This is a genomic window from Sulfodiicoccus acidiphilus (genome assembly GCF_003967175.1).
Lineage (GTDB): Archaea > Thermoproteota > Thermoprotei_A > Sulfolobales > Sulfolobaceae > Sulfodiicoccus > Sulfodiicoccus acidiphilus.
On sequence record NZ_AP018553.1, the window covers coordinates 712,621 to 738,747 of the forward strand.

At 49.2% G+C, this 26,127-nt stretch carries 23 protein-coding genes and 2 pseudogenes; 12 read left to right on the forward strand and 13 right to left on the reverse strand.

Translation table 11 applies throughout. The features are described 5' to 3' along the window. Positions 1–64 precede the first annotated feature (64 nt). The 3 genes from HS1genome_RS03750 to sul7d form a co-directional block, all read right to left on the reverse strand. Positions 65–580 (reverse strand): SLOG cluster 4 domain-containing protein, encoded by a 516-nt coding sequence (locus HS1genome_RS03750; RefSeq protein WP_126449673.1) that lies wholly within the window; start codon positions 578–580, stop codon positions 65–67. 32 nt (positions 581–612) lie between these two features. Further along, positions 613–1,107, reverse strand: a complete 495-nt coding sequence (locus HS1genome_RS03755) for a hypothetical protein (protein ID WP_126449674.1) — start codon at positions 1,105–1,107, stop codon at positions 613–615. Positions 1,108–1,611: 504 nt separating this feature from the next. Next, positions 1,612–1,794, reverse strand: coding sequence for a Sul7d family chromatin protein (gene sul7d / locus HS1genome_RS03760; protein ID WP_126449675.1), 183 nt, complete (start codon positions 1,792–1,794; stop codon positions 1,612–1,614). A gap of 250 nt (positions 1,795–2,044) precedes the next feature. On the opposite strand from sul7d, the gene HS1genome_RS03765 reads away from it, so the two are divergent. Further along, positions 2,045–2,911, forward strand: coding sequence for a menaquinone biosynthesis family protein (locus HS1genome_RS03765; RefSeq protein WP_126449676.1), 867 nt, complete (start codon positions 2,045–2,047; stop codon positions 2,909–2,911). Between the two features lie 491 nt (positions 2,912–3,402). Here the strand turns inward: HS1genome_RS03765 and trxA are convergent, their stop codons facing one another. The 3 genes from trxA to HS1genome_RS03780 form a co-directional block, all read right to left on the reverse strand. Next, a complete protein-coding gene (trxA, locus tag HS1genome_RS03770) occupies positions 3,403–3,750 on the reverse strand; it encodes a thioredoxin (protein WP_126449677.1) in 348 nt (115 codons plus the stop codon). Positions 3,751–3,786: 36 nt separating this feature from the next. After that, complete coding sequence (locus HS1genome_RS03775; protein ID WP_126449678.1) at positions 3,787–5,613, reverse strand: glycoside hydrolase family 15 protein; 1,827 nt, start codon at positions 5,611–5,613, stop codon at positions 3,787–3,789. A gap of 88 nt (positions 5,614–5,701) precedes the next feature. After that, on the reverse strand, positions 5,702–6,145 hold the full coding sequence (locus HS1genome_RS03780) for a peroxiredoxin (RefSeq protein ID WP_126449679.1): 444 nt from the start codon (positions 6,143–6,145) through the stop codon (positions 5,702–5,704). Positions 6,146–6,196: 51 nt separating this feature from the next. Between HS1genome_RS03780 and HS1genome_RS03785 the strand changes: the two genes are divergently transcribed. Genes HS1genome_RS03785 through HS1genome_RS03795 form a run of 3 tightly spaced genes read left to right on the forward strand, consistent with a single transcriptional unit; the run spans position 6,197 to position 10,087 of the window. Next, a complete protein-coding gene (locus HS1genome_RS03785) occupies positions 6,197–7,717 on the forward strand; it encodes a site-specific DNA-methyltransferase (RefSeq protein WP_126449680.1) in 1,521 nt (506 codons plus the stop codon). A gap of 59 nt (positions 7,718–7,776) precedes the next feature. Further along, a complete protein-coding gene (gene ppcA, locus HS1genome_RS03790) occupies positions 7,777–9,282 on the forward strand; it encodes a phosphoenolpyruvate carboxylase (RefSeq protein ID WP_126449681.1) in 1,506 nt (501 codons plus the stop codon). A 1-nt stretch (position 9,283) separates the two neighbouring features. After that, positions 9,284–10,087, forward strand: coding sequence for an ATPase (locus tag HS1genome_RS03795; protein WP_126449682.1), 804 nt, complete (start codon positions 9,284–9,286; stop codon positions 10,085–10,087). A 44-nt stretch (positions 10,088–10,131) separates the two neighbouring features. Here HS1genome_RS03795 and HS1genome_RS12525 read toward each other — a convergent pair. The 3 genes and pseudogenes from HS1genome_RS12525 to HS1genome_RS03805 form a co-directional block, all read right to left on the reverse strand. Beyond that, positions 10,132–10,457: pseudogene (locus tag HS1genome_RS12525) on the reverse strand (recombinase family protein); the annotation flags it as partial. Positions 10,458–10,615: 158 nt separating this feature from the next. Next, positions 10,616–11,329, reverse strand: a complete 714-nt coding sequence (locus HS1genome_RS03800; protein WP_126449683.1) for a hypothetical protein — start codon at positions 11,327–11,329, stop codon at positions 10,616–10,618. 166 nt (positions 11,330–11,495) lie between these two features. Continuing rightward, positions 11,496–14,117, reverse strand: a complete 2,622-nt coding sequence (locus HS1genome_RS03805; protein WP_126449684.1) for an ABC transporter substrate-binding protein — start codon at positions 14,115–14,117, stop codon at positions 11,496–11,498. A gap of 1,078 nt (positions 14,118–15,195) precedes the next feature. Between HS1genome_RS03805 and HS1genome_RS03810 the strand changes: the two genes are divergently transcribed. The 6 genes from HS1genome_RS03810 (at position 15,196) to HS1genome_RS03835 (ending at position 20,695) form a co-directional block, all read left to right on the forward strand. Beyond that, on the forward strand, positions 15,196–16,188 hold the full coding sequence (locus tag HS1genome_RS03810; protein WP_126449685.1) for an ABC transporter permease: 993 nt from the start codon (positions 15,196–15,198) through the stop codon (positions 16,186–16,188). Further along, entirely contained in the window at positions 16,185–17,615 is a 1,431-nt protein-coding gene (locus HS1genome_RS03815; protein WP_126449686.1) for an ABC transporter permease, read from the forward strand. Before HS1genome_RS03810 ends, HS1genome_RS03815 begins: the two co-directional genes overlap by 4 nt. Beyond that, on the forward strand, positions 17,608–18,606 hold the full coding sequence (locus HS1genome_RS03820; RefSeq protein ID WP_126449687.1) for an ABC transporter ATP-binding protein: 999 nt from the start codon (positions 17,608–17,610) through the stop codon (positions 18,604–18,606). The genes HS1genome_RS03815 and HS1genome_RS03820 overlap by 8 nt, the downstream gene beginning before the upstream one ends. Beyond that, positions 18,603–19,529 (forward strand): ABC transporter ATP-binding protein, encoded by a 927-nt coding sequence (locus HS1genome_RS03825; protein ID WP_126449688.1) that lies wholly within the window; start codon positions 18,603–18,605, stop codon positions 19,527–19,529. The genes HS1genome_RS03820 and HS1genome_RS03825 overlap by 4 nt, the downstream gene beginning before the upstream one ends. A 67-nt stretch (positions 19,530–19,596) precedes the next feature. Beyond that, positions 19,597–20,034 (forward strand): hypothetical protein, encoded by a 438-nt coding sequence (locus tag HS1genome_RS03830; protein ID WP_126449689.1) that lies wholly within the window; start codon positions 19,597–19,599, stop codon positions 20,032–20,034. Between the two features lie 7 nt (positions 20,035–20,041). After that, positions 20,042–20,695, forward strand: a complete 654-nt coding sequence (locus HS1genome_RS03835) for a uracil-DNA glycosylase (protein ID WP_126449690.1) — start codon at positions 20,042–20,044, stop codon at positions 20,693–20,695. Here the strand turns inward: HS1genome_RS03835 and HS1genome_RS03840 are convergent. Both HS1genome_RS03840 and HS1genome_RS03845 read right to left on the reverse strand, forming a co-directional pair. Then, positions 20,650–21,780, reverse strand: coding sequence for an NAD(P)/FAD-dependent oxidoreductase (locus tag HS1genome_RS03840; RefSeq protein ID WP_126449691.1), 1,131 nt, complete (start codon positions 21,778–21,780; stop codon positions 20,650–20,652). The genes HS1genome_RS03835 and HS1genome_RS03840 overlap by 46 nt on opposite strands. A gap of 49 nt (positions 21,781–21,829) precedes the next feature. Continuing rightward, positions 21,830–22,243: a hypothetical protein gene (locus HS1genome_RS03845; RefSeq protein WP_126449692.1), complete on the reverse strand. Its 414-nt coding sequence runs from the start codon at positions 22,241–22,243 to the stop codon at positions 21,830–21,832. Between the two features lie 54 nt (positions 22,244–22,297). Between HS1genome_RS03845 and HS1genome_RS03850 the strand changes: the two genes are divergently transcribed. Then, positions 22,298–22,945: a hypothetical protein gene (locus HS1genome_RS03850; RefSeq protein WP_126449693.1), complete on the forward strand. Its 648-nt coding sequence runs from the start codon at positions 22,298–22,300 to the stop codon at positions 22,943–22,945. Here HS1genome_RS03850 and HS1genome_RS03855 read toward each other — a convergent pair. Together HS1genome_RS03855 and HS1genome_RS03860 are read right to left on the reverse strand one after the other, a co-directional pair. Then, positions 22,942–23,403 (reverse strand): Dps family protein, encoded by a 462-nt coding sequence (locus tag HS1genome_RS03855; RefSeq protein WP_126449694.1) that lies wholly within the window; start codon positions 23,401–23,403, stop codon positions 22,942–22,944. The genes HS1genome_RS03850 and HS1genome_RS03855 overlap by 4 nt on opposite strands. 46 nt (positions 23,404–23,449) lie before the next feature. Next, positions 23,450–24,253 (reverse strand): tyrosine-protein kinase family protein, encoded by an 804-nt coding sequence (locus HS1genome_RS03860; RefSeq protein ID WP_126449695.1) that lies wholly within the window; start codon positions 24,251–24,253, stop codon positions 23,450–23,452. Between the two features lie 407 nt (positions 24,254–24,660). Between HS1genome_RS03860 and HS1genome_RS03865 the strand changes: the two are divergent. Further along, positions 24,661–25,617 (forward strand): annotated as a pseudogene (locus HS1genome_RS03865) (IS5/IS1182 family transposase). Positions 25,618–26,127 lie beyond the last annotated feature (510 nt).

Sequence of the window (26,127 nt, forward strand, 5' to 3'; positions counted from 1 at the left end):
CTACGGAGTTTCTGATTTCTTATAGAGATAAAGAAGCCTTTTGGAAGTGCTTGAAACGAGAATCTTAACGACCTCCCCTATACGTTAGTCCCAACCGAATTGCCTCTAGTCCTGCCTCCTCTGGCGTATCTACATACTTGACAACCGCTGATCTCCTGCTATCCAACCTTTCTCCAAAAGCTTCAGCAAGTCTATCGGTGGACATGCCTGTCCCTTTTAGGACAACGACAGGCTTACCCATCCCATAGGCCATGAATACTTCGGTGATTGTCCCCGCTTCTCCTCCCAGACTCACTAACACATCCGCAGAAGCACAGATCAGTACACTCCTAGCCCTAGGTTCCATTCCAGTCCTTACGGGTATGAATCCTCTTCTCCTCGGAGCGTCCTCGAAGTAAGGGAGAATGAAGACGACCTCTAACCCCCTTTCCACTGCGGCCTCAGCGACGTTAGACATCAGCCCCCAATAACCTCCTAGGATCACCACCGTCCCGTAAGGGAGAACCGAAACAAACTTCCTTGCTGTTTCGGGTCTGAAGGAGCTACTACTAGCAGCTACTCCAATCACCAAGTTGGACATGGAGGGGTTTTAGTAGACTTCAATATAAACTACTAGGCTTTGGGACGAAGGACGAATCCAACTATCAAAACTATGACGCCCACTATTAGCAGGACGATGCCCAGTAACACACCTACTATGCCACCCAAGAATGCCCCAAGTGAGGGGAGGACAGATGGCTCAGAGTAGTAAACTGTAATGGGAGCAGTGTAGTTATTTGTCAGTGTAATGTTGGAACTAGCGGTAGGGAGTGCTATAGCTACGAAAGTGTCGTTTATCGTCCTGACTTGAGTTACTCCTGTTGTCTTGACCTCCAACGGAACATCAGCTGAGTCGTTGAAGCTGAAGATGATCCCCTCACCTCCTTTAAATGGACCAAGGGACAGCGATTCCCCAACACTTAATTGCCTTACTATTGAAGGGTGAGTAATGTTCTCAAGGTTCAGCTTACTCAGCGTAGGCACAGCGAGTAAGGGACCTATCACCAAAAACAATACGACACCGATCACGAGGATGATAGCGCCAATTATGACAACGTTCCTTCTCAAGTCTACACCTACGGCCTCCTTGAATGTCTCATTAATATGAATTTCTGAAGGCCCCTCAACTTGGCCACAAGATCTAACTTAACAGATTTGTAGACGGTTTCTGATCAGCGTTTCAGTGAACCACAATGCCCTCACGGACGAGGTGTTCTAGCGACGAGGGTTTCCTGCCCCTCCGAGCGACATCGTTCCCATCACCACAGAGGGGGTCCCGCTTAACGGAACCGTTCTGTGAACTATGCAGAAGAGGAGTTAAGGAGGGTCCCTTTTCACAAGCTTGAGTTCCCCAGTCCCTATGGTATGACCAAGCCCTTCACGGCCATGGTCTGAAATATTATCAAGTAACTACGAAATGTTTCCCTGAGGGGACTTACGTCTCCTCAACTCCCAAAGACGTTAAATTGTAGGGGAACAGTTAGCGCATTTTCCCTAAAGCCAACAGGGTCAAAAAGACAAAAGGAATACTAAAAAATAAAAACTAAACTACTTTACCTTAATATGCCCAACCTATTTGCCTACTTTGTTCTTCAGTTCGGCAGGGGCATCCTTCTCCGACACAGCTCCTCGCCCAGTCTTTCCGTTGTCGTCATAGGTGAACGATATCATTTTCCCTACCTTCCACACTTTCTTTATCTTTGAGATGTCGACTTGCTTTGTTTCTCCTTTGTACTTGAACTTTACAGTTGCCACGATAAGTGTGTCTACGGACACAGTAATTAGCTTTACGGTGAAAACCTTGGTACTACGTATTAGAGGTAAGCACACAAAGCAGGTAACAGAAGGTTGCCAACACAAACGAGGAGAGGTTAGCCGTTCAAGTTTGAAGTCACAGAAGACCTCCCCGACACGATGACACAAAAGTTTCACAACTCCATAAAGAGATCGGATATACAAAGGCGTTGAACCAAAGATATTTTTCCCTCAGAGCAAGGGATTACCCATGACAACCATTAAGGTAGGGGCGTTAGCGGACTCTGGAGACCTGTACCCGTTCATACCTCTCATGGAAGGCTATGTTAGGCCCGAGGGAGTGAAGTTGGAGTTCTCTGTTATTTCAACAGTTCAGGATGTGAACGAAGCAGTACTTAAGAAGGAAGTTGACGTATCCGTCCCATCAGCAGCCCTCTACCCTTACGTCCAACAAGACTACTACATACTTACTTCGGCTGTGGCGTCAGCAGTTGACGGTATCACAGGTATGCCACTTCTCTCGTGGAGACCCATGGACTTGAAGGAGGCAAGTAGAGCTAGGCTCATAGTACATGGTCCCCACACCACTGCTTTCACTTTGTACAAGCTACTTGTAGGAAAGTATGGTAAATTGATCATAGTCCCAAGGGTGCTAGAGGAAGTAAAGGCCCTGGGGGAGGTAGGGGATATACTGGTCGCGGTCCACGAGACCAAGATGATGTATGCCTTGAGGAAGTTGGGCAAGCAGGTCTACAAGGTGACTAGTATGTGGGACATGTGGAAGGAAATTTCGGGTGGCTTGCCAATGCCGATGGGGACCGTGGTAGTAAATAAGGACCTAGGGGAGGATGTTGTGAGAAGATTCAAGGAAGCGTACGATAGAAGTAAGAGGTGGGCGGAAAATAACCTTGAGAAGATAATACCAATAGACGTAAAAATTATGACAGAAGCACAAGGAGTTCCTCTGGAAGAGGAGGTTGTGAAGGCTACTATCAGTGCGGACATAACAGAGTATAACGTAAGTAGGGACAAGGTTGAGGAGGGACTAAAATTCTTCTATAGAATAACTGAAAATAGAGGTGTGTTGCCTAAAGTGAGGGAGCTGAATCTACTTTGAACTATATGCTATCTTACACGTTACAACTCCTCGATTTTCTACTCTCTGAAAGGGCCAGGTCCTCTTTCCACCTAATGTTGAGTTACGTAGAATTTGGTTCTTCTCTGACTTCCTCTCAACTCCTAAACGATTCCGTCCCAGATGGTTCGTCTTTCCCCCTATCGATTCGGTTTTACATCTCTCACTTGAAGGGATGTCAGAACTCTCCATTTGAAGGATGAGGATTCACAAATTTGAAGGGGATCCCTCATTGAATACCTCTATAGACTATATGGAGTGTCCAAAGTACGGCAACTGTGGGGTAGACTTACAAAGCAAGCCATCCACCACTAACGATGTTTTCGTTCTTTCGAAAGACTCCCAAAACCCGCAAACTTCTCGACCTTCTGTCCTTTCTAGACAGATTCCGTAGAAACTCCCTTTCAATGCGCTATGGTCACTAATACTTGTGTAAGGAGAGCCGAGATTGCCATGCCACAAGAAACTGAAGCTCACTTTAGCAGTGACTTCAATCTAATCTCTACTACCTCCCTAGGAACAGCACCCACCACTTCGTCGACTACTTCTCCGTCCTTAAAGAAAAGGACGGTGGGGAGACTCATTATTCCGTATTCGGCTGCCACGTCTTTGTTCTCGTCCACATTAATCTTCCCAAAGGCCACCTGACTGTAGTCCTCAGAAAGCTCTTCCAAAACTGGAGAGAGGATGAAACACGGAGCGCACCACTCCGCCCAGAAGTCGACAACGGCAAACTTATTCCTCTTGAGAAAATCCTTGAACGAAGCGGAGTCCAACTCCGTTACTCTACCCTCTGACACCTTACGCTGCTCGCTTACCATATAGAAACAACTCTACCTGAAAATAAAAACTCGCTTTCATGAGTTCGTCATGAGGAAGGCCCTGAGGTACTCTGCGTGGCTCCATAGGAGTGGAGTCACAGACAGAGGGGTCTTGTCGAAAGGACTTACTTGCTCTGGGAGTAAACCTGTGGGAGTGGCCACGCTCTCGGCCCAGCTCAAGAGCTCAGAGGCCCTATCGACGTCTCCTCTAGCAGCATGGTACTGAGCCAACCACATCGTCGTAATTATCCAAGGGTTACCCTGAATACCGTTGTAACTCCCTTCCACTCTCTGGTAGTAATCGTTCTCGTACCGTGCCAGTCCACCGCTCTTAGTGACCCACAAGGTCCTTTCGACAACCTTAACCGTACTCTCTATCACAGGATCGTCTGCCCTGAAAACGTCAAAGATCAGCGTCGCCAGTAGACTGGAGTCTATGGTTTTGTCCACCTCTAATATCTTCCCGTCCCCACTCAATCTCACAGTCCTGTAGAACACCCCCCTCTCTCTATCGAACATGTAGTTCAGTATTCCTTGTCTAACTTCCTCGGCCGCCTGTTCCCAACCTTCCTTCTCATTGTCGTTGCCGAGCATCCCAGCCAGCTTGGCAGCGGAACTCATTCCTGCGTACACTGTTGCAGCAGTGTATGTGTGAGTCCCGAGCCTCTCCTCCCAGAGGTCATACGAGGCCAAGGGCAACTTCAGTTTGGAATCCCTGAACCAAGTCATGAAGTCCATGGCCTGTCGCACCTTGTCGTAAACACTCTTCAGAAGATCATAGTCTCTGCTCTGTTGGAAGTACCTCCAAAAACCGAATATTGCTGTCGCTGTCTCGTCCTCCTGGATGTTCCTAGCAGTGTCGCTCACAATGGTCCATGGATGCCACGTACTTCCCTGAGTGCCGTCGGGATTGTACTTCTGAAATAAGTAGCCCTTCTCCCCGAATAGAGAGAAAAGGAATTGGTAGAATTTCTTGGTGGCACTATGGTAACCCAGCTGGTCCAGTACCATCATAGCCAGGGTGGCATCGCGAGGCCAGATGTAGGCGTAGGTGTCCAGATTGAACTTCATTATGCCGGTGTCTAAAGATGCAGGAACTTCCCCTTTTTCACCTAAATGAGCCATCAGGACTGCCAAACTTGACTTAACTAGGGAAGATCCCTCGTGTTTAGACAATAGAGACCTCCAGTAACCAAGGTTTCGTTTGAAGTAGTGATCTGGGTCTTTAGACAACTCCGCGTGAATTCGTTCTACGTCCTTTCTTGAATCACCCACAACTAACCAATAGTAGAACTCTGGATAGGCGATGGAGATTGCGGAGTCGACTGAGCCTTGGGCAATGGGGTTCTTACTTAGACTTCCGTCCTCGGAGTCCTTGAGAACCGCCCCCTGATCTCTCCTACCTGTGGTGTACTCGTAAAGTTTCCTAGACGATCCCGCCAAGAAATAAGTGCTCTCCTTGTAGTGAATTAAGACGTCCTCGAAGGGATCGTAGAATGCCGTATCCCCTACCGCATTTCCTCGCAGTCTCAAGTCGTGATAGAATATGAACCTGACGAAGCCCGGTCCTTCGGCTCTGATCTTCCTAATAAGGGCGTTGTAGTAGAAGTCCACCGTATCGTGGAAGGTTATCTTAAGTCCATCCCATTCGGCATAAGCAGTAGAGACTAGACCGTTCATAGTTATCTTCTTAGGGATGTCCTCGAACCAGGTAAACTTACCATCGTGCCAGATTCCCACCTTCGACTTTCCCCCAAGAGAATGATTGTGCATTCCCTTGTAGGGGTAATACACATCTCTTAAAGCGTACGACTGATCGTAGAGAACGGTATACTTCCCGTTACCTAATATGACGCATCGCACAGTGCAATGTGAAGCTTCGTGTTAATAACGAAATAGGATTTCTGGTACACACCCAGATGGACGCGTAGAAACCTGTTCAAAACAGCATTTATTTGGCCAGCTCGGTTATTACCTCGAGTGCTTGATCGGCGTGATCCTCAGCCTTTTTCAGGTTCCTAAGCACCTTAACCACCTTACCACTCTCGTCTATTATGAACGTCACCCTTTGTGCGCTTGTCCCCCTCTCGCTCAGTACACCGTACGACAAAACTACCTTCTTCTCAGGGTCGGAGAGCAATGGAAACTTAGCCGAGTGGGCCTGAGCGAACTTTTTCTGAGCGTTGATAGAATCGACACTTACACCTAGAACCTCCGCGTTATGCTGCTTGAACTTCTCGTAGAGTTCGTTGAACCTCTCCAGTTCCCGAGTGCAACCCGGTGTGGAAGCGCGAGGAAAGAAGTAGAGTACGACTTTCTTACCCCTAAACGAGGAAAGCTTCACTCTCCCCAGCGTTGAGTCCAACTCGAAGTCTGGAGCTTCCTGCCCCTCCATGACACATCTCTCGAGCTCCTCGCTTATAAGGAGGGTGGCTACCTTTAACACGTGGACGCGCTGGCCTCCCTTAGGCGGAGATACGGAAAGCACGTAGAGCTGCCCTCTCGAACTCACTCAATTCTCCAGAAGCTCTTCGACGAAGAGGGAAACCCCGTCCCGCCGTTCAGGAAGACCGTTGAACTAACTGATGTGAAGCTGGTGTGGTCTACGCAAGATATGATATATGTGGGGTTGGATCCTTCGCCTGAGGGGAGCCACCTCCTAATACCCAAGGAACCAGAGAAGTTCTTCAAAGCGAAGATGGCCGAGATCGGAGTTGATGACGAGGAACTTCTAGCTACGCTCACGAGGCTGGAGGAGGGACTTCTCAAAAAAGTGCTAAACCCGAGTTTGAGTCAAGAGAATCACGTGGTAAGTTCGTTGGAATTGCCCTCAGACCTGCTTCAAGCGGTTCTCTCTCACCCCAACTTCGAGGCCCAGGTCAACGAGTGGAGAGAACTCGGTTTAAATCCGGATTCCCCTAGAAGTTCCCATCTTCCCGTCGACACCGCATTCTTCCCAGAGCTGAGAGGGGATATCAAAAAGAGCGTAGAATTAAAGGGAACACTGATAAGAGGAGATAGTCTATTAGCTCTTCGGGCGTTGATCCCTCAAAATAAGGGGAAAGTCAAGGCGATTTACATAGACCCTCCATTCAACAAGGATAGGGAAAGGGACTTCACATACTCTGTCAACTACCCAAACCATATGTGGTTGACCATGTTAGAGAACAGGCTTGAAATCGCTAAGGATATCCTTCGGGACGACGGTGCGATCTTCGTGAGGTGTGATCACGACGGAAACATGCTAGTAAGGCTACTCATGAACACGGTATTTGGTGAGGAGAATTTCAGGAACGAGATCGACATAAAGAGGAATCAGTCGCTCCCTAAAACTAGCCTCAAGAAGCTAACTGAGGAGACCGAGAACCTACTCGTCTACAGCAAGGGGGAGGGCTTTAAGTTCAAACGAATGTTCGTTCCGCGAGAGGCAGCCTGGGTCGATCTAGGCACCAGACCTGCAGACAGTAGAGGTAAGCCGATAAGGATAGACGGTAAGGAGTTCTATCCTCCTAAAGGGAGGAGGTGGGCCTACAGCGAAGCGAAGGTGAGAGAGTTGTACAACAAGGGACTCGTTAGGGAGGTTAAAGGCAAGCTGAAGATTCTCCTAGATAAGAGAGCGGTGGGGACGAACTGGACCGACATTCCTGGGTACTCCACCAACCCCAAATGGGGTCTCAAGACTGAGAACTCGGAGATCCTCCTCAAGAGGGTGATCGAGTCTTCCACAGAACCAGGAGACACGGTAATGGACTTCTTCCTCGGCTCGGGTACCACGACTGCGGTAGCTCACAAGATGGGAAGGAGTTGGATAGGGGTCGAGCTGGGTGTGCACTTCTCCACCGTGATCATGAGAAGGATGAAGCTTGTAATAGCTGGGGACTCAAGCGGTGTATCTAAAGAGGCGAAGTGGAGGGGAGGCGGGGGGTTCACTTACTTCAAGGTGGCCCTAAATGATAGAAGGGTATAAGGTTAGTTGAGTAAGAGGTAGGACAGACTTAAATTTTAGGTATCATAAATTCCGCTGCCTTGAGATCTGTTCCGAGGACGATGTCAACACAACACCCCGACAATGCGAACGTCCCCAGCTGGTCGAGTTCAGAGGCCATTGAAGGGGAAGACGAGGTTAAGGAGGCCTTCCTCTCGTATAGCCTATTTGGGACACAAGAGGTCATGTGGGACTCTGAAGGAAAGGACGTAGATCTCCACGTCGTCAGAAAGTTACTGTCCTCATACCCAGACTTCTTCAGGGAACATATTCTGGGGAAAGACCTGTTCCTGACTTACAGGATACCGAACCCGAAGATCGAGGGCGCGGAGAGAAAAGTGTTCGCCGAAACTTTGGAGAACATCCCCATAGCGTTCGACGTAGCTGAGAGGTTTTACGGGAGACCCGTACCTGCAGTCTTCGAGGTAATCTTGCCCTTCACTACTAGTTCGTCAGAACTCGTGGCCGTCGCTAAGTACTACGAGAAAATAGTGGTGGGGAAGGAGAGCATTGACTTACATGGCGAGCTGTCTGTGAAGGACCTCGTTGGTGAGGTTTCTCCCAAGAGGATAGAGGTGATTCCATTAGTTGAGGACATGCAGTCCATCCTGAACGTAAGACAAATTGTGGGCGAATATGTGAAGGCGGTGAGGCCCAACTACATTAGGGTTTTCATAGCGAGATCCGATCCCGCAATGAACTATGGGCTCGTTCCAGCTACGATCTTGGCCAAGTGGGCGTTGAGGAAACTGAAAGAGCTAGAGGTTCCTGTATTTCCAGTGATCGGAGTCGGTTCTGCTCCTTTCAGGGGGAACTTAAGGCCTTCTAATGTGGAAAGGGTAAGTGAAGAGTATAGGGGAGTGTATACGTTCACGGTTCAGTCCTCCTTCAAATACGATAATCCTGAGGACGAAGTGAGAAAGTCCGTAAGTTACTTGAACGGCCTTCCAGGAGACGGTCACAACTGGGAAGAGGCACTCTTCGTTCTAGAACCCTACGTAAGGAGGTATCAGCGGGAAATCGAGGGGCTAGCGAACGTGATAAATTTAGTGGCAACTCTAGTTCCCAAGAGGAGAGCTAGGAAACTACACGTCGGTTTGTTCGGGTACTCTAGGAGTAGTGGCAACGTAACTTTACCTAGGGCGATCACGTTCGTAGCCTCCCTTTATTCCATAGGAATACCACCGGAAGTCCTGGGACTAGCGTCTTTAGCAAGATTATCAGAAGAGCAGTGGAGTAAACTGAGCTCGGTATACCTCCACCTCAGGGACGACCTGAGGGAGAGCCTAAGATTCGCCGACTATCAAGCCCTCGATAGGCTGAGGGGAGGTCCTTTCAACGTAGATGACTCGATTTTACGATCAATAAGGGAAGACCTTTCCTTCGCAGAGGAGGTGTTGGGTATAAGAATAGGAGGGGAAGACTACGAGAGCAGAACCCACAGACTGCTGAGCGAATTGGTTGCCATAGCGCTGGAGGCGAGAAGGCCTGAGGAAGGAAGGAAAAACGTTTTAGAGATGGCTCTACTTAGGAAGTTCTTGGGCTGAGTTGAGGCTCCTGGTTTCTGGCCTCCTCCGCACAGACTCCGGCAAAACCACTACCGCCATTGGGATTCTCTCTAGGTTGAGAGAGGTCGGCCTCAAATTGGCCCCACTCAAACCTGTGGCCGGCCACAACGCTTGGTACAGCTTCAGCACCCTCCTCAGGAGCGTTGAACTCGGTATACTCGTAGGGAACGACGTCTTAAGATACCACGACGAGCTAGGGGCCGACCCACTGAAGGTCAACCCGTTCGACGTCCTCTTCGGAGTTCCAGATCCAGAGTTTTTCAGGGACAACGTGAGGAGCTACTTGAATTACCTCGAGAACGGCATGCCGGTCATGTTAAGGGTCTCAGACTGTTCAAGCGGAAACAGTACGCACCTGGTAACCAATTCGTTAAGATACCTCCCAGGAGGCTTGAGGAAACACGTCACAGAGCTGGAAAGAAAAGTTAGCGCCACAATGGTAGAGGAATCTTACGTGTGGGACTTGGTACAGAAGTCGTGGTTTCTTACAGATCCTTGTGTGAAAGGTAAAGACGTTTTAATAGAGTCCTACAATGACGCCGCAGCCCCCACTCCCTCTTCCCTAGCGACGGACTTCTCGCTTATCGTAGCACCTGGAAGGATATTCCTCTACAAAGGAGAAGACTTCAGGAAAGTGGTAGAGTTCCTGGGCTCGCCGTGGAGCGTGAGTTCCTCGGAGGCGTTCAAGTACCTCAAAGCCTTACGTTCATTTCACGTTGAACCACTGTCTCCAGATTCTCTAGGAGCTGTGGCCGACTTCATCGCAAATAGCCACGAGGGGTGAAAATCCCTTTCTGTATATCGGCTCAGGAAATCCCCCTACCTTAGTACGACTATTTTAGACACATCGTTGTTGAGGATCATCCTTAACAACTCGAGGAACCCCTTCCTCTTCGCGTTCATTTTGGAACCTAAGTCTGTTGTCACCAGGTCGTATTCCCTTGACCTGGTCCTCCAAGTATTTGTCCTGTTTCACCAGGTCGTCCTTCTAGGCGTCCGACGATAGTCTGGCTTATAGTATAATTTTCCTTATTTCCCACTATGTCCCATAAGTTTTTCAACTTCCTCTTCTCTAGACCTCCACTTCTTAGTTTCAAGTATTATCAGTTTCATATAACCTTTCTTAACATTTCTTGTAACTCTTGATATGATATCCCTTAACGGTGGAACACTTCTTTTAGTCTCAGCAGTATAATCATTTCTGTATTTAAAGGATATAAACTTCACGACTCAACGAAAATCGCTGTAAACGGCTTCGTGGGTTTTAGAACCGAATCTCATCGAGATTTGCGAACTTGAGGGGGCCAAAAATCTAATCTTTTTCCAGCAGTTCGTCTAGTTCCTTCGTCGCCACACTAAGTGAGTTGGGGGAATCCTCCCTAACCCAAGAGAGTGCTCCTTCAATTCCCTCGCTCAATATCTTCCGATCGAGGGCGTTATCCCTCGACCTGATAAAGAAGGCCAACTTAACGCGTACCTCGTTCAAGAACTCCTCAAGGAACCTGGCTGAGTTAAGGGCACGGAGTATATCCTCTTCCTTCACTGCCTTGAGCCACAGGTGTTCCATTTTAGCCTTTTGGAACGTTTTGCTCTGTAGAGCTAGGGAACGGAGAAGAGAATTTATGGAGAGGGTGGACTCGCGTCTCCTCTTTGAAACTAGGTCCTCAATTAGGGCTGTGGGGAGGGAAGGAACTTTCACTTGGCGACTTCTAAGACCTAGCGATCTCATCAGGTTCGCTGTCTCCTCCTCTATTCTGGAGAAGGGAATGGGTTCCCCAAGTAGAACTGCAGAGGTTCCGTATATGGTAATTAGGTCCATCGTTATCATTAACTCCACCGCATCCTCAACGTAGTGAGAGTCAGGGTGAACTGCCCTATACACCCGTGGCCATCCTTGAAGAATAGACATGATCGGGGGTTTAGCGTAATGAAGTCTAATGTAGTACCCCCCTCCAATTAACCTATAGGCTTTGACTGCCGCCATCTCCGGAAGCCCCGCCGACTCAGCTAGGGATATGAAATCCAAGGACGACCTACTTCGCTTTTAACACGCCAGACAAAAAACTTCCCCTTCTTAAAGGTCAGGAAACTTCTTTGGAGGTAAAAAAAGAAGAAAAAATAAAGAAGAAAATCTGTCTTTACATCCCGTTCACTACGTTGAACGGAGAAACCCTCTCATAAAAACTAAGAGTTCACCTTCTCCTTAGGGATAGGGCAGCCACTGCAATGGCTATTATGGCTACTACTATTCCCACTATTCCTACGGTGAAGGCCGTCGAAGCAGAGGACTGAACTGAGGCTATACTGCTGTGCAGGGACGCTATCTCGCTGGACAACTGCGCCGTCTCGTTCTGAAGCTCTGCGAAGTGATAGTTGTTACTGAAGGTCAGAGTACTTACCGATGGAATTCCCGCTATGGTATAGTCTACTGTGAGAGTGTAGGGTCCGTCCGCCTCGTTGGAGGCATTGAACGGTACGACAACGTTGACTCCATTGGTGGTTGGTTGAGTAGAGAACGAGACTGGAACTCCGTTGAGAGAGACCTGCGTGACAGAGACGTTAGAGCCCTCTATTGTAGCCGTGAGCATAGCTGAGGGGGTGGTAACCACATTGGTTGAGAGCTTTAGCGCTCCCACGGTAAGTTCGCCGTAGTCGTACTCCATTCTAGTCTGTCCGTTCTGAGTCCACACGGCCTTCGCAACTATTTCATACACACCAGGTTGCAGGCCAGTGGTACTTAAGGTCCCTCTGTACAGTCCTGGGGCAACTGGACTCATGGTCGTGATCAGTTGTTGCCCGTTCACCGTCACGTTACCGTAAGGTTCTCCCGTAACGTTAAGGTATTTGAGGTATAGGTAGACCGTAGCCCCAGTCACAGGGTTGGCTATTAATGAATCGTTAGTCTGATAGTTCCACGTGTAATATGTGAAGTTGGCGGTGTAAGTGAAGGGAGAGCCAGCGACAACGGCATATGGGAACAGAGCGGGATCTATCCTGAAGTAATGCGGATTTGCCGTCACTACTATCTCCTCGGCTGGAACGTTCCAAGTCTCGAACATGTACGGTCCAGAAGATATCAGAGGAGATATCTTCTCCTGATAGAGCACCTGAGGTGGAAGGGAACCGTAGACGTGCCAAGGCATTATTATGTACCCAGTTAGAGCGTAGAACTCGTCTAAGTAGGAGGAGCTATTGAAGTAGAACACTATCTGGTACGGGCTCGTCACCTGTGTCCACACGAGGGAAGGTATCTCGTCGAAGACGTCGCTGTTTATGAATCCCTGATCCACGAGGTAAGTGTAGTTGACTGTGAGTCCGTCGAATGTATTGACTCCCATCATTCCCGCGAGGTCGTAGTACCACACAGTGAAGTTCACGTCGTAAGCAGTGACAGGAGCACCGTCGATCCAGGTGTCGTTGTGGACCAAATTCACCGTCAGAATGGAGCCGTTGACTAGCTTATCACCATTGGGGAGAGTGGTGTTTACGAACTCCTTATAGGTCCAGTTTGCCGCTATCCAAGGGGAAATCTGGGTTGGGTTGTTGAGTGGACTTATTGCGAGACTATCGTACATATCGTCTATACTGTTGGCGGCGTATAGGCTAACGCTAGCATATGGGTTCTGGTGTCTCGGAGTGTCGGAACTTACTGATGAGAAGATGAATGTACCGTTCAGGGCGGAGTTTATGGGATGGACGTCCATTATGTTCACGGCGTACACTGGAGTTCCAGAGTTCATGTAGATGTAGTTGGCCCACCCAGGCAAGTACACCCCTTGAATGGCATTACTCCAGACGAAGATGACGTACGGATCGTCCACTTGCAACACATATTCCAACTGCTTGGTCTCATTTATTGCCTGCGCCAGAGTGGGCGCATTGAAGGCCTTCTGATAGAGTTGACCAACGGTGGAGTTGGAGAATCCCCCTGTATTGGCGGGACTACTGTAGATGGCTCCCAGCCAACTGTTGGGGAAGGGACCTAAACTTATCCACCCGAACGAAGTTATGTTGAAGTCGTTGTAGGGCGGTGTAGTGGCGTCAGTCAGGAGGGTTCCGAAAGTCGTCTGTACGGGAGTTATTGAAAGGTTTATCTCGGAGGCGGCCTCCTCCAGGATGTTAGCCAGCTTTTGTGCGGGGGTGTCGCCCGTGCCGTAAAGGAAGGTCAATTTCAGTGGCACGCCGTTATAAAGCCATTTACCGTTAACGTGAGTAACTCCGGGGATCATTGAAAGGTATTCTGCAGCTCTAGTCAAGTTGTAAGATTCGTATTGGTTGTAATAGGCCACGACTTGTGGGTTGAACCACTCCTTGTAAATCGTGGGACTCACGTAGTATGGGTAGTCGGTTCCTAGGAGTCCATCGTCCAGAACATACGTCGTGACCTCGGTAGTGTTTATCAAGCTACTTATGGCGTACCTGAAGTAGAGGTTGGCCGTCAAATTGTTTCCGAAAGCGAACACGAGCTGACCGAAACTTTCAACTGGGGCAATCGCAGTGAATATGGTGTTGTTGTAATGTGTCAGTAGAGTCTTAATTTCGTCGGCGTGATCCAGGGTAGCGAAGTCTATCTTTCCGGCAATTAGCGCGTTATATTCGTCCGTGTGGGTGGTGTAGGCGTAGAGGTAGATTATTGTTCCTACCCACGGTTCGTTGTATCTGGCTTGGGCTGGGGTAAGGATGGGGGTATCGAAGTTGGTTATGGCGTAGCTGAAGCTTGGAAGGGCCGAAACCGCTGATGCCGCTATTAGCAGGAAGAGGGCCAAGCTTAGAATAAGCCTTTTATACTCCGTTCCTAAAGTTGAGCTACTCATATGCAAGAGAGACCTTCCATATTAACTTATAAATCTTATCATGATAACAAGTTATCTACCATTCGCGTTCACAAAACTGAATTAAAATAGAACCGTGTCACCCTGAACTGCGTAGAACGCTCCCCTGACTGAGGAATTCCCTCCGGTACAGACAAGGTAACCGTGGAAGTTCCAGTGAACCACAACGTGGAGGAGTGGTGGAGGGTACCTACTACTACTCTCCGCCCAACATACTCTCTCAATATCTTAAGGGTCTTCACCAACTCCCTAAGCACAAGGCATACGATTTCCTTAAAACTCCTTAATACAGTTTAGAAACTTAGAAAACTACTAAGTATTGTTTCCAGTATTTTAGACTGTGCTGACTACTCTGAAACCCCAGGAACGAAGTATCCTCGTAATTCCTTCTGGGCACCTTAAATTGGGCTTCACCCTTGCTGGAGTTTCTACAGAACATTTCTGAGATCTGACTCCCCCCAGAGGGGTTCCCTCCCAGAGAGTTCGTCTTTCCTCCCGTCGATTCATGTTTACATCATCTTATATATGTGGAGAGAGACGGCTCAGGAGACCATCTCCCAGATGAAAAGGGACTTTCGTCCATGGCGTCTAGTCCCTCATGTGGAAAGAGGGGAAGGGACTCTAGGTGCTCCTCCCTTAGTTCCATAAAACCTCGAGCTGGGAAGGGCGTCGCCACTAGGAAAATTTTAGAAAACTAAATTTAAATGAGGGGACTATCCCTCCCCGCTGGAGGTTTGCCACTCCCACAACTCCTAATTTTTTAAGATTTTTGTTAAGTATGGGTTCACCCTCCACACGCGATACTAAGTTCGGAAATATTCTCAAGGTCTTGATGTGACTATCGGATCGATTTTAGCAATGAGTACTTTATATATTTGAGATTGTGAGTTATCTCGCCCTATAAAAATCTTCACCTCCTCTACTTCCGTTGAAGTCTTCGTATGCAACCTCACTAACACTACTTGTGAACAGAAACACTTGAGATCAAGTGATAAATCAACAACAACCTCTCTTGAACTTTTGGTAAACATATAAAAGGGGATCAACAATTCTGAATACGATGAATTACCTCGTTAAGAGGATAGTTGAACGAGTAGTCCTATTGTTTGCTATAATCAACTTCAATTTCTTCCTGTTCCAAGTGTTACCAGCCATATATAACATAAACCCAGCCCAGCTATACGTCCCGCCCACTTACAGGGGACTCCCGAGAAGCGTCCTAGTCCAGGGGCTAGACGCGAGGTTCGGACTCAATCAGCCGCTTGACGTAAGATACGTTAAATATATCATAGCATTACTGACGTTTCACTTTGGCGTCTCTTTCCACTATCAGTCCCCCGTCTTCGACCTCATTGCTCAAAGGTTTCCCGTAACGGCTCTGCTTGTCGTTCCGAGTCTCATATTGAGCACTTTGTTGGCAATTGGGTTGGGAATCTACTCCGCGGCGAGGAACGGAAAGTTGGGAGACAGCGTGAATTCGTTCTTCGCGATCTTGACCTACTTCATCCCAGCGTTCTGGTTAGGAGCGATAGTAGTGTACTACTTCGGTTTCCAACTCGGATGGTTCCCCACTAACATCGCGGACGCGATAACTAGGAACGGCGTAGCCTTAAGCGGAGCCGCCTACTGGCTCAACTTAATGAAATTCCTAACTCTTCCTATCCTCTTAATTACAGTCCTCTCTTACGGAGTACGAATGATCTTACTTAGAAACCAGAGTGTGGATCTGAACAACAGCAACTTCATCGTTAACTTGAAGGCTCGAGGAATAAATGAGAAGAAGATATTGTACAAACATATTGTCAGGAACGCTGTCCTCCCAGTTTTCACGAGAGTCGGAATAGATCTTGCCTTTCTCTTTGCGGGAGTAGTGTTCGTAGAGGACATATTTAACATCCCAGGTCTCGGGAGGCTCCTGGTCACAGCAGCGGAAACCCTCGACATACCGTTGTTGAGCGCTGACTTCTACATTATCTCCCTCTTCGCGATAGTCGTCCTCCTAATAATGGATCTGCTGTATCCGTTAATAGATCCCCGGGTGAGGTACGAATGAACAAGACCCTCAGCGACCTATTACACAGGAAGTCCTTCTTGGCCTCCATAGTGATCCTTGGGTTATTTGCTGTCTTGGCGGCGGCGGCACCGGTCATAACCCCTTACAGTAATCCCTACTTACCGTCTCAGGCCAGGGTGGCGGCACCTTACGCCGTGCCCGCTTGGGCCACAGTTTTTCCTCAGTATAGGAACCTCCCCCCTAACCAGAATTTGATTCTCTCAACCTTCCGATCTGAGGGGGGAAAAGTTACCGAGTTCAATTCAACTTTCCTAGAGGTGACAGTGCCTCCTTCTGGTGTAGTCAATGTTACATTCCCGGTAAATTGGAATTACAAACCTCCTTATTCCTTCGCGGTATCTTTTCAACTGGTTCCTCCAAAAGGATACTACATACTTAATGTCTTGATAGGCCAGGGTAACAGGACGTTTTGGTTATATAGTGTCGTCCCGAAGGACTACGCGATCCCGCCCCAAGTTGGCGTACCAAGTACTCCAAGCACGATCTTCCTAAGTTCTGCCCTCCTGAGCGCTTCCAATTCACCTTACGTTTCAACGCTCTCTCCCACACAACAGGCCCTCAGTGGAATATACCTTCCAATTTACGTATTCCGTTCGCCTGGAACTTACAATCTCACCCTATCGTTGAACAACGAGGGTTCCACACCACAAGTTTTCGTCTTCAGTAAACCAACGTTCAGCGACAAGGGATATGCCTACGGTAGGTTGGGAACCGACGACAATGGTGCTAGCGTCTTCGCCGAGTTCGTGCTGGGAGCCAGATTCGACCTGTTCATAGGGTTAGTGGCCTCTGCCATGATTCTTGCGATTGGGCTAGTACTGGGGATGCTAGCTGGGTACGTGGGAGGAAAGGTGGACTTGTCCCTGAATGCCTTCACCGACTTCTTCCTGTTGCTACCAGGACTTCCTCTCTTGATCACGGTGGAGACCATACTGGTAGTCTCAGGGGCCATCGTGAGAGTCAGCTTAGCCACAGTGATCGTCCTATTGATCGCACTACTCTCTTGGCCGGGCACGATGAAGATAATCAGGTCCCAGACCCTCTCGCTCAGGAGTAGGACGTTCGTGGAGTCTTCCAAGGCCTTGGGGGCTGGTAACTTTCGAATAATGATGAGGCACATCCTTCCGAACTTAGCGGGGATCCTTTTCGCTCAGCTGGCCTACGACGTCCCAGGAGTGATATTAGCGGAATCCGGACTCGATTTCCTTGGGCTGGGCATAAGGAGCTTCCCCACGTGGGGGAACATGCTGGGATACGCCACAACTGCAGCGTCAACTGCGAACAGCTTCGCCTGGTGGTGGGTTCTCCCACCGGGGATTGGAATAGTAGTGCTAAGCCTCGGCTTCTTCTACTTCGGGAGCGCACTTCTAGACGTGTTGAGCCCATACAGGTTGAGAGGTGAGTGAGACGTTCGAAGAAGATGCAATAAATCCAGTGCTTCTCATAGACTCGCTGAAGGTGTACTTCAGAACTAAAGGGGGGTACGTGAAGGCAGCAGACGAAGTCTCCACCTTCGTCAACGAGGGAGGAGTGACGGGGCTCGCCGGAGAGTCGGGTTCAGGGAAGTCCACAGTGGTGAGTCAGGTTTTTAGAATACTTCCTAAGAACGGCGAGTACCTAGGAGGTAAGGTCCTCTTCAAGAACAAGGACTTAATGAAAATGAACCTCAAGGAGTTCAGCAAGGAGGTGAGGTGGAAGAGGATGTCATTGATACCTCAGGCCTCCATGGATGCACTGGATCCTGTTTACAGAATAAAGGATCAGATGCTGGAGACGATCCTGGAGCACGAGGACGTAAGTAAGGCAGAGGCGATGGAGAGAATATACAAGTCCCTGGAATCGGTTGGTGTGCCTCAAGAGAAGGCCGAAATGTTCCCCCACGAGCTCTCCGGAGGTCAGAGACAGAGGGTCATCATCGCCATGGCCCTGCTGCTCAATCCAGACTTAGTGATAGCCGACGAACCGACCACCGCTTTGGACGTCATAACACAAGCACAAATAGTGTCGTTGTTGAAGGGACTCCAACAGTCCAGGGGATTCAGCATGATGATGGTTACCCACGATCTCTCCCTACTTGCCGGAGTTAGCGACATGGTGACCATAATGTACGCTGGAAAGGTGGTGGAATTAGGAGGAGTGGACAAGATATACTCATCCCCCCTCCACCCCTACACCCAACTCCTCATAAAGTCCATACCCGACGTGCGAAAGTGGAGGGAGAGGAAGTTAGTGTCTATTCCAGGTTACCCGCCTGACCTGATAGATCCACCTAGGGGTTGCAGGTTCCACCCACGATGTCCCCTCGCTATGCCGATCTGTAAAGAGAAGGAACCCGAGCTCCTGAGAGTCGAACCTAGACACTACGTGGCCTGTCACGTGACGGGGGTGAGGAGATGATAGAGAGCAAAGGACTCAGGGTTTACTTCAAGTCGAGGAGTAAGATTGTCAAGGCTGTCGACGGTGTTAACATCGCTGTGGGTCAGAAGGAGATCGTTGGGTTAATAGGGGAGTCTGGGAGCGGAAAGACGACGGTGGGGAGGACTATACTGGCCCTCCAGAGGCCAGTGGAAGGTGAAGTGATCTGGAACGGAAAGAACGTCTTTGACCTCAGGGGGGATGAGCTCAAGGAGTTCAGGAGAAGGAATCAAATTATCTATCAGATACCCTACGAGGCGGTGGACATAAGGTACAAGGTATATGACGTGGTGGCCGAGGGGATAAGGATACACAGACTAGCGAGCACTAAAGACGAAGAGAGAGAAATGGTGTTGAAGGTTCTCGAGAACATGGGATTGACTCCGCCAGAGGAGTACGCCGTAGCTCTACCTCTTCAGCTCTCTGGTGGGCAGTTACAGAGGGTCGCAATAGCCCGTGCCCTGGTTTTAAACCCCGAAATGATAGTAGCAGATGAACCTGTCTCCATGCTCGACATGTCCATAAGGGCTGGAGTGCTCAACATATTCACTGAACTCAGAGAGAAGGGAACTGGGGTGCTCATGATAACTCACGACATATCCACCGTCGCATACGTGGCCGACAGGGTTTACGTCATGTACCTAGGGAAGGTAGTCGAACAGGGACCTGTGGAGAGGATAGTTGAGAACCCGCTGCACCCATACACTCAGGCACTCATCGCGGCCGTCCCCAAGCCAGATCCCTCTAGTAAGGTAGAGGTAAGGTTAAAGGGCGAGATCACACAGGTCCAGAAGGGCTGTCCCCTACATCCTAGATGTCCCTTCGCATTCAATGCGTGCCGAGAGAACGAGCCGCAGCTCAAGGAGGTGGAGCCAGATCACTACGTCTCCTGTTTCCTACACTGACCGAGAGAGGATGGACTCTTGGAGCCCAGGTAAGGCTTTCTCCTTTTTCGTGGTAATCACATCGGCTTTGATAGCTGCGTTCCTCTCCCCGGCGTTATTTCTCCTCACCTTAGTACCACTAATGCTACTTTTCTCGAGCTTTAGAGAATGGAACCTTCTGCGCCACTGGGGAGAGATAAAGAAGAGGGGAGAATTCTTCACAGACGCCAAGTTCAGGAAGGAGAGAAGAAATGCCGAAATCGGAATGGCTATATTAGTCACCACAGTGGTCTTTCCAGCAGTACTCACATTCCTTCCGGCGCCCCAATGGCTTTCTGCGACCCTTGGAGTCGTGATGGCGTGGCCGGCCTCTAACCTTCTAATACTAGCTATCTCCAGGGCATCGTCAGGAGGAAAACCTCTCTACAAGGTATATGTCTTGAACCTCATAGGGGGAGAAATGCTGGTGAGGAGGTACGGGTACACTCTGGGAGACCCGAAGGAACATGAATTAGAGGCCAGGTGATGTAGGCGTGAACCTGAGGCTGTTGAGCGAGAGAGTAATAAATTGTAAGCTATGTCCCCGTCTAGTGGCGTACACCTCCGAGGTCGCCTCGAGGAAAGTGAGACGCTTCTCCCACTGGGAATACTGGGGAAGGCCTGTGCCTAGTTTCGGTGACCCCGAGGCCACGATCATGATCGTGGGACTAGCTCCAGCCGCCCACGGAGGGAACAGGACAGGAAGGATGTTCACGGGAGACCATTCTGGGGAGTGGCTGTTCAAGGCCCTCCACGAGGTAGGCCTGGCAAATAAGTCGACAAGTATTTCTAGAGACGATGGCCTCCAGGTCAAGGGAGTATACATAACGGCGGTGGTACATTGCGCACCTCCAGATAACAAACCACTCCCCCAGGAGGTGGAGAACTGTCTGAACTACCTCAGGGAGGAGCTTCACTTACTTAATAGAGTTAAGGTGATAGTGGCGCTAGGTAGATTGGCCTTCGATCAGTTGTGTAAGATATATGGTGTGAAGGGCCGGTTCTCCCACGGAAGCTCAGTTACTCTGCCCGATGGAAGGCTGCTTATAGCCAGTTACCACCCAAGTGCTAGGAACACCAACACTGGGAAAATGAGTTGGGATCAGTGGGTCTGGGTGTTCAGGAGAGCTAAAGAGCTCTCAGGGTAAGATGTCCAAAGGAACTTGTACCTGTCCAAGTACGGATAACTTCTCGTCCTACCCAACACCAGGTCGGCCGCGTACTTACCCATAGCTGGAGCGTAACTCCAACCTAGCCTGCAGTTGCCCGTGGCCGCGACCACGTTAGCGCTCCTGAAGAGGATGGGGAATCCGTCTGGAGAACAGGGTCTGTGCCCACAGGACGCGTCGATTACCTTCTCCACTCGAACTAACGGGTTATTCCTTAACTCCCTCACACCGTCCTCGTAATCGGCCTCGAAACCCCACGTAATCTTGTACCACCCTTCGAGCGGAACTATGGCTACTCCCTCCTCCGCCAGGACGGTGGGAACTCCAGGTCCCCTCCCAACCACTCTGTAGCCATAACCCTTGAATGGAGTAAGCGGAAGGACGGTTGAGAGGGAGAGTCCAGCCGTCAACACGATCACATCGCCTCTGACTTCCCTGCTTGGTAACTTGACTGTGTCACCCTCCACCGAGCTAACCTCTCCTAGGATTAACTTTACGTTCCTCAACTCCCTTCTCATTCTTTCTACGAAGAGTTCAGTCGACAAGTGCGATAGCCCCGGGTAGTATAGGGCTCCTGCGAAGGGTGGGAAGTCCACTAGCTCAACTCTATTACGGAAGGGACTCTTTGCTTCTTCCTCCAGAGCTCTCTCCATCTTCGTTCGATCCGAGTATACCTCGTAGAGGCCCTGATGACGATAATTGAAGTCGTTCTCCTCCTCAGACATTCTGGCGTACTCCATTAGCGAAAAAGTGGCCATCGTCCTCATCACCTCCCAGGCTTCCTCTGGGGGATTCCTGTTCAGGTTCCTCAAAAGCTGTACTAGCCATTCTTTATTTACCCTCCTCACTCGCGTTACACCCCTCCTAGCATACTCCAGCATCTTCAAGATCATCTCAGCTGTGTTCATCCTGTCGAACCTGTAGGGCTCTATTAGTCCAGCTGCGTGGACTGAGCCGTGGCCTAGGCCGTGTTTATCGATGAGGGTAACGTCTATTCCTTCTCTTTCTAGGTAGTAGGCAGCAAACATCCCAACCACGCCAGCGCCTACGATTACGACTTCCACGTAATTCGGTTGAAGTAGTTAACTTTAAGCTAGTGTCCCGGTTGACCGATCAATCCACCGTCCTGTTCACCCATACGACCTGAGTTAAGTTAAGCTGTAGAGTCAGGCCATTACTGAGAGTTAAGTTAGCCGTACCGAACATGGGAGAGCCAACCGAAAGGGAGTAGTTATTGACGCCCGCGTGAGCCGGGAGATTGACGTTGACTTTATGCGACCCATCTATAACCTGAGTCACTATCACCGAATCTGGACCACCCACGGCCAAGGTGAAGTGGAGCTCGGAGCCGGTTACGTGGCTTCTTGTTACGTTGTAGTAGATCGTTTCTCTTCCGTGCCCAACCACCGTCACAATAGTCGTGGTGGAGTAAAACAACTGTTGGTAAAGGAAGGTGCTAGTAGGAAGAGAGAGGGAGATTAAGGCAAGTAACAGGATACCAAATTTCATGGTGATGAGAATCCACATATATGGGTCTAGGACCACCGATAGTGAATCCTAAAAATGTGGAGTGTTTACACCGTGTCGTTGAAAAACAGAGTAGAACCAGAACTAGTGAAGCTGGCTGATCCAGATCCTTCAGTGAGGAAGGAAACTTGGGCTAAGCTGAGGAGAAGGAAGCTAACGTGGGATCAAAGGAACTTCCTAAAGGCGCTCTTGAGGCATAAATTGAGAGGTGTGAGAGAGGACGCTTGGAGCCACCTGGACTTTTACGCCGAAGCAAGAATTGATGTCTCAACGGTGTACAGGGCTGGGTCGGAGAGATCCAGACTTACTGCTTGGCTCCACTACAGGGAAGCCCTTAAGGTGGGTGTGGTAACTGAGGGAGAACTGAGGGAGAACTCCAAGAGTTTCTGGAGGTTACTTAGGAGCTGGAGCCCTGGAGTGATGAAGAACGCGTGGAGACTCCTTCCCTCCCTATGGGCCGACGGACTACTTAAGGATGAAGAGAGGCTGATTCGATTCCTAGAGGCTAAGAAAGCGAGGGTGAGGCTCTTAGCCTGGGAGACAGCCCTGGAACTTATGAATAGAGGCCTACTGAATAAAGAGAAGTTGCTGAACAATCTAGGAGCACTCAGGGAACTAGCAGGTGGAGAGAGTAGGGCTTCCAAGAGGGCAAGGAGAATCTTGGAGAAGTTCGGGGGAGACTCTGAGCTAATTAATGCCTAACGTATGAGACCACCACCCTCCTTCAAGTGTTCTCGCAGGAACCACTCTGCCTTCTCGTGTACTTGAATGTTCCTCACGAACACATCGGCCGTACCAGGATCACCGTCCTCTTCAGCTTGCCTTATCGCTTTCTTGAATTCTCCTATGACGAGCCTGTGGTTCTCTATCGCCTGCTCGATCATGGCCTTAACGCTCATTCCCGAAGAAGCGAACTTGACGGTAGCGCCCTTCGCTATTTCCTCTGGGCTCCCTAACGCCTCAGAGTCAAGCATCCTTATCCTCTCAGCGAACTCATCGACTGTCTTCAGGACGTCACCGGCGAGTTGATCGAAGAGAAGGTGGGTCTCGTAAAAGAGGGGACCGTAGGTATTCCAGTGGTACCTCTTGTAGTTCATATAGATTGACATACTATTGGCCACAGCTCTGCGCAAATATTCCACAACTAACTCGGAACTCATGGTCTTCTATAGTATAGAGTTACTCTAAGTTAAAAGTCTTTCTAACCTATAGTTCTTGGATGACCTCGCAGGACGAACCCGAGGAGATCCCCTCTGCCAGTCTACGCATCACGTTCATGAAGTCATCGGCCTTCTCAGGGTCCTTTCTAAGGTAAAGCGTCTCAGAAAACAACGCTAAGGCCATATACTTGGAGTTCAACTGTTTCTTCAAACTTCTAGCCCTTTCCAAGGCCAAGTAAACTTCGTCGGGGAGAGGTGGTATCATGTTGACGACTAGGGCCACGTCCCCACCCATGATGGACTGCAGGTGAAGTGCGTAATTTTGTACGGACTCCATGCTTTGCTCGGTGTAGTCTGTCACATAAACGTTGGTGGCCTTCCCATCCCGTACGTGTCGTGTGTAACTTGGGACGTGAACAGAGACCTCGTCTAGGGCCGTGATGTTAGGAGGGTTGTCCCCTAGGACGAAGTCGAAGTCTTCGAGCACCTGATCTATGAACCTATCTATTTTAAGCCCTATACTGGGGTCGTGGTGGAGTTTGGGCAACAGCCTAACGAAGGTCGGAAAGTCACCGAAGAGTTGCACCACAGTGAGGTTTCCCGTGTTCATCTTCCTTCTCGTTATGGCCATCGTCGGTTCGCCGTCCCCAGCTATCAAGGCAGCTAGTCCTGGGCCCCTTATTCCAACAATCCTCGACACGTATCCATTGATGTCCTTATCTATCAGTAGTACATAATTGCCAGACTCAGCTAAGGCGTACGATAGAGCAAGCGCAACCGAAGACTTTCCCACTCCTCCCTTTGAGGAGAAGATCTCTACTTGCACTTCCACTCTCCTCGCCTGAGGCACTCTACTGGAGGCTGAGAGGGGCTTTCAAGTTCTGAAGGAATAGAGAGGGAAGCTATTTGCAAGGTACCTTCTAAATGAGCGTTAAGTCTGAATGGTGACACCTCAGAGTGGAGGCTCTGTCTCACATGACACATCATTATATTAAATCTACAAGAGAAGTGGAATTTAAAGCTAAAGTATTATAGAAGATCGTGACAATAGAAGAATTACTTCAGGCCTTATAGATAGGTTCCAAAGGAGGCGCGAAACTTCGCAGGCCGAAAGCCCCTGGAGGAAGCCTCTTCGAGGGGCCACTCCGACCAACACAGACGCGAGAGTGTCTGGAATGTAAAAAATTTAATTTTAATTGATGAGAATAAATTGATTCTTAGCATTATTTTGGATTAAATTGTAGTAATACTTAAGTTATGGGAGGAGAGGGTAGTACTATGGCACGTACACTAAGACATATTCCAAACTTGGTGTACTATCCACTCCCCTCAAGAGAAGATATGCCGTGGAGGGAAAATGGTTAACGGATATCAAACCCGTGCTGGACACCCTAGATTTTGAAAGAGTTCTAGGAGAAGGCACTCTGGTTTACCTGAAGTCACTAATCGTCATGGTGCTCGACTCCTGTTCCTATAGAGACGCGGTGAAAATGGTCAACGTGAACGTTGTTGCGGCGTGGTTCGTGGGGAGGAAAGTGGGGTAGAGTACGTTACACGATTTCGTGGAGAAGGTATATGAGGTGAGGAAGAAGTTGTTGGAGATCTTCTTCAAGCTTGAGGAGAAGTGCCTACCAGTTACCTCCCTGCAAGTCCACACTTCGTGGAATTCATTGCGTGGCTAGTGGACTCCTTCCTCCTGGACTTACCTCCTGGGAAGAGGAGTGTGGAAACCTTCCAGGAGAAGGCAGAGCTGGAGAAGAAGGAAGGTAAATTGAAGAAGGCCAAGAACCTGCTCTTCCTGGGGAGAACTAAGAGGAGGTTTGAGGGAAGGTGGACCAAGAAGAGGGGGTCTCACACTTCGGGTTGAAGGCCCTAATAGTTATCTCCACTTCCCTCTTCGTGAGGTCCATCACGATGAAGCCGGCCAACTTCTCGGACAAGAGGTTCAAGTCTCCGCTCAAGGGGATTAAGATAGCGGACAGGGGTTCCTCGCCCTCCCCCACCCAGTTCGTAGCTGTGGAGAAACCTTTTACGACTCTGAGGACCCATGTGGAGTTCTTCGGTACCTTCGTGTACAGGTTCCGAAGGCCCTACGGGACCACGGTGTGGAGGAACGAAGCCTTCCTCCACGTCCTGGAAGTCCTCTACAACATCAGGACTTTCCTTGCCGTTCAACGGAGGACTCCCCCAGGACGTCGGATAGTTCAACTCTAAGAAACGTCCTCGCACGCCCAAGCATCACCATGCATGACAAATAAATCTTCTCAACTTGATATTTTTCCATGATCAAGATTTTCCTGATCAACAAGGTTTTATCCTTCTGACAATATTAATATTTATCATTCTATTTATCTATTCATTCAGATAATTACATTCCGGACATTCTCACGTTAGGGACTCTAACCTACGGAAGATATAGTCTTACCAGACGTTAAGTCGCTAGATTTGGAGGAAGTGCTGAAAGACCTAGGTTGGAAATATAAAATGGAAACAAAGCGTGACATAACTCCTGTAGTCCAAGAGGTAAAGGTCATCTATTTAACCCACTGCAGCCTAGTAAAGAGGGTAGAGTACGTTGTACTTTCATTGACTTTGATTAACGGCTTAGGTGAAGAAATTATTCCAGTATACGGTGAGTTTACGACGGAAAAATACGAGAATCATCTATTGCAACAACTGTACTGGCTTTCTAAGTAGTGGTGAAATTGAAAGTACTCGTCGATA

Bases quoted from the DNA above. Each gene is read 5' to 3' on its own strand.
- trxA (WP_126449677.1), bottom strand. From the start codon at position 3,750: ATGGTAAGCGAGCAGCGTAAGGTGTCAGAGGGTAGAGTAACGGAGTTG.
- HS1genome_RS03825 (WP_126449688.1), top strand. From the start codon at position 18,603: ATGATAGAGAGCAAAGGACTCAGGGTTTACTTCAAGTCGAGGAGTAAG.
- HS1genome_RS03765 (WP_126449676.1), top strand. From the start codon at position 2,045: ATGACAACCATTAAGGTAGGGGCGTTAGCGGACTCTGGAGACCTGTAC.
- HS1genome_RS03810 (WP_126449685.1), top strand. From the start codon at position 15,196: ATGAATTACCTCGTTAAGAGGATAGTTGAACGAGTAGTCCTATTGTTT.
- HS1genome_RS03780 (WP_126449679.1), bottom strand. From the start codon at position 6,145: ATGGAGGGGCAGGAAGCTCCAGACTTCGAGTTGGACTCAACGCTGGGG.
- HS1genome_RS03750 (WP_126449673.1), bottom strand. From the start codon at position 580: ATGTCCAACTTGGTGATTGGAGTAGCTGCTAGTAGTAGCTCCTTCAGA.
- HS1genome_RS03845 (WP_126449692.1), bottom strand. From the start codon at position 22,243: ATGTGGATTCTCATCACCATGAAATTTGGTATCCTGTTACTTGCCTTA.
- HS1genome_RS03815 (WP_126449686.1), top strand. From the start codon at position 16,185: ATGAACAAGACCCTCAGCGACCTATTACACAGGAAGTCCTTCTTGGCC.
- HS1genome_RS03855 (WP_126449694.1), bottom strand. From the start codon at position 23,403: ATGAGTTCCGAGTTAGTTGTGGAATATTTGCGCAGAGCTGTGGCCAAT.
- HS1genome_RS03805 (WP_126449684.1), bottom strand. From the start codon at position 14,117: ATGAGTAGCTCAACTTTAGGAACGGAGTATAAAAGGCTTATTCTAAGC.